Source organism: Methanobrevibacter sp. (assembly GCF_045586545.1).
Lineage (GTDB): Archaea > Methanobacteriota > Methanobacteria > Methanobacteriales > Methanobacteriaceae > Methanocatella.
This window is the reverse complement of record NZ_JAZNAN010000109.1, coordinates 1-3,444: the sequence shown is the minus strand read 5'-3', so window position 1 is coordinate 3,444 and position 3,444 is coordinate 1. Positions and strand designations below refer to the sequence as shown.

Below are 3,444 nucleotides of genomic sequence, written 5' to 3'. Positions count from 1 at the left end.
TGATAATTATTTAACTAATAATTATAACTCATTCAATAAGAAATACAAAACCAAAACATTTATATATGAGGTAAATCATCTTTAACATATGTAACATTTCATTAACACTTTGATGTTACAAAAAGAGTTCCAAGCAGAAATCAAACTTATACGTTATCAACCCATTTCCCTTAAAAATTATCTGCTTGGGGCTAAAAAACTGATTTTAAAAGAAAGGGACAATGGAATATACTGTTATTAAAACGACCACTGTCAGGATTACAATTGCTCCAAGAGGAACCTTTTTCCAGGCAAGACCTGCCGCAACAACCGCACCGATTAAACCGATATACCACAGCTGATTATCCACAGTCAAAACACCCGGACAGATCAGGGCTGCAAGAGCCGTATAAGGAATCAGATTCAGAAATTTCTCCACTTTAGGTGAAAAATTAAGCTTATCAATAAACAATGCTGGAATTAACCTCGGAATGAATGTTACTATTGCACAGCCTAAAATCACCAAGCTGATGTAATCCATTAGGCATCACCTGAAAGCAGATATTCATCATCAACTATATACATTCCGATTCCGGCTCCGATAAGAGTGGATACTATCAAAGACCAGTTTCCAAGAATCTGGCTTAAAACAATGTTTAAAACAGCAGTTATCAGCACCAATAGGGCAATCTGCTTATTTTCCTTAACTGCAGGAGTTAAAATAGCTACAAACAATGCATATAGTGAAATATTGAAACTGTTTGTTACAATGACCGGAAGCAGATCAAGAAGAACAACACCTATTCCAGCCCCCAAGCACCAGCTCAGCCATGCGGTTATCGCAATTCCCAGATATATCCATATTGATGAGTCTTCGGAAAGTGAAAACATTGCAAATGATTCGTCAACAGTAACATGGGCCGCCAGGATATTCAAGCCGACATTTGACTCCTCAACTTGATTCAAAACGCATGTGGACATTACAAAATATCTCAGGTTGACAACAAAATTGGTCAATATGATTGCAATTACTCCCGCACCGCCAAGAGCCATTGAAGCTGCAATGATCTGGCCTGCACCGGCATAAACTAAAAAAGACATTGAAATTGTTTGAATTGGTGTAAAACCTGCTTTTATGGCTATTGCAGCATAACCAATTCCCATTGGAACATAACCAAATGTGATTGGAATACCCTTTTTAGCACCATCGATAAATTTAGATTTACGAGAAATAATAACGACTCCAAAAAAAGAATTAAAAAGTAATTTAACTAAGTAAATTACTTATTTGGTCTGTTGTAATGAGACCTAAAACCACCATGTCCTCATCAACAACTGGAAGACATGATATGTCAAATTTACGCATTTTACGGGCAACTTCCTCTATGGTGTCACCGGCATTGCAGTATTTGACGGTTGTTGTCATGATATCTTTCAGCATGTGAGAATCTGTTGCAATTGATTTGGATAAATCCCAGCTTGTAACAATACCGATTAACTTGTTTTCATCAGTGACAACTGGAATATGAGTTACATGACCATCCAACATCAATTTGGCCGCTTCAACTACTTCAGCATCCGCTTTAATTGTAGAGATTTCTTCCATCATCAGGTCTTCTACGACATTGTCTGATAGGAAATTGGCAAAAATATAATTCAATTGCCCTTTTTCAAGCAGGAATGCATCATGTCCATAGTTGGATTTTATCTCTGAAAATGATACTTCAATGTCATTGGCGTTCAGGGATGTTACGATTTCAGTACTCTGTTCTGTTGGATATAACCAGTCTGAATCAACGGAAATCACTTCAACCTTACATTCAACATCTTTAAGACCCTCGATTAATGAACCATTAACAGATAAGTCAAATAGGTCTACAGCTTTTGTAATGTATAGGTAACTGTTAGCATCAAAACGTTTTACAAAGGATTCTCCTTGATATTTAAGGTAGCTTTCGACCTGGAAATCCACTGTAAAGTCATAGCTGATTTCATCCTTATCCTGAAGGCCACGTCCAAACTTGATATCCATTGACTCGTCACTTAAATAGGTTATGTGGGCAATCATGCGTGCCAGAGACAATCCATTTCTTGGAATTACCCCTGATTCATAGTAGTTTCCACCTTTCCAGTGAGGATCAGAAAAGATTGACTGGCGACCTACGGCATTAAATGCAATCTGCTGAGGATATGACATTGCTGCGGTTGCTATCGGAATTGCCTTTTTCATCTTTGTAGGATAGGATACCATCCATTGAAGAACCTGCATTCCTCCCATGGATCCCCCAATGATTGCGGCCAACTGATTGATTCCAAAAGAATCCACCAGTTTCTTTTGAACCTTAACCATATCCCTAATTGTAATTACTGGAAATTCAAGGCCGTATTCCTTGCCTGTTTTAGGATTGATGGAACTTGGACCAGTTGTTCCTTTACATCCTCCAAGTACGTTAGAACAGATTATAAAATATTTTTCACTGTCAAGCGCCTTTCCCGGACCTATTACAATCTCCCACCAGCCAGGTTTCTTATCTCCTTCGTGCCAACCTGCTGCATGGGCATCACCTGTTAAAGCATGACAGATTAGAATAGCATTGGATTTTTCTTTGTTAAGTTCTCCATAAGTTTCATAGGCAACAGTAACATTTTCAAGAGTTTTTCCACTATCCAAATCGATAGGCTCTGCGATATCGAAATATTTGGTCTCAACAATACCCACAGATTCTTTATTCATTTAAAACACCTTAATATTTAATTTTTCAATAGCTACCTTTGCAGCTGCTTGTTCCGCCTCTTTTTTATTTTTACCTTTTCCGACACCCATCTCTTCTCCATCAATAACAATTGAAATTGTGAATGTCTTATCGTGAGGGACACCCTGTTCGTCTAATACTTCATAATGGATGTCTAAGTTTTTAGCGTCCCCGTATTCCTTCATTGCAGACTTGTAATCTGCAAAAAATATCTTATTTTCATCAATATACTTAAATATTATCTTTGAAATGTAATCCTTTGCAAACTCCATCCCCTGGTCAAGAAATATAGCTCCTAAAAATGATTCAAAAATATCTGCTGTAATGGACAATACTTCATTTTTAGTCAGATTTGATTCCTCTTCAGCCACTTTAAGGTATTCCTGCAATCCCAATTCATGGGAATAATAAATCAACGCTGACTGGCAGACATAATTTGCCCTTAGCTTGGTCAATTTTCCTTCACCGTAATCAGGATATTTTTTATACAAATACTCAGATACAATTAAACTTAAAACAGAATCTCCCAGAAATTCCAATCTTTCATAATTGTAATCTAAGTTATGAAGTGTTGAATAGGAACCATGCGTAAAAGCTATTTTATACAAATCTTCATTTTCAGTTGTTATATTAAATTTTTCATATAAATTCATAATTAAAGCCCAGATTTAATTAATTATACTATTATTAAATTTGGAATTCTAATTATATA

At 36.4% G+C, this 3,444-nt stretch carries 4 protein-coding genes; all 4 read right to left on the bottom strand.

What is annotated here, in order from left to right; all coding sequences use genetic code 11:
- Window positions 1-205: 205 nt before the first annotated feature.
- The 4 genes from ACKI3D_RS08175 to rnc all read right to left on the bottom strand — a co-directional run bounded on the left by ACKI3D_RS08175 (window position 206) and on the right by rnc (window position 3,385).
- A complete protein-coding gene (locus ACKI3D_RS08175; RefSeq protein WP_407393585.1) occupies window positions 206-520 on the bottom strand; it encodes an AzlD domain-containing protein in 315 nt (104 codons plus the stop codon).
- A complete protein-coding gene (locus tag ACKI3D_RS08170) occupies window positions 520-1,164 on the bottom strand; it encodes an AzlC family ABC transporter permease (RefSeq protein ID WP_407393587.1) in 645 nt (214 codons plus the stop codon). Before ACKI3D_RS08170 ends, ACKI3D_RS08175 begins: the two co-directional genes overlap by 1 nt.
- Before the next feature lie 82 nt (window positions 1,165-1,246).
- The gene (locus ACKI3D_RS08165) at window positions 1,247-2,713 is read right to left on the bottom strand and encodes a homoserine O-acetyltransferase (RefSeq protein ID WP_407393584.1); all 1,467 of its coding nucleotides are present in this window, start codon (window positions 2,711-2,713) and stop codon (window positions 1,247-1,249) included.
- A complete protein-coding gene (gene rnc, locus ACKI3D_RS08160) occupies window positions 2,714-3,385 on the bottom strand; it encodes a ribonuclease III (RefSeq protein WP_407393582.1) in 672 nt (223 codons plus the stop codon).
- Window positions 3,386-3,444: the final 59 nt, after the last annotated feature.

Coding starts and splice junctions, on each gene's coding strand:
- ACKI3D_RS08175 (WP_407393585.1), bottom strand. CDS start 520: ATGGATTACATCAGCTTGGTGATTTTAGGCTGTGCAATAGTAACATTC.
- ACKI3D_RS08165 (WP_407393584.1), bottom strand. CDS start 2,713: ATGAATAAAGAATCTGTGGGTATTGTTGAGACCAAATATTTCGATATC.
- rnc (WP_407393582.1), bottom strand. CDS start 3,385: ATGAATTTATATGAAAAATTTAATATAACAACTGAAAATGAAGATTTG.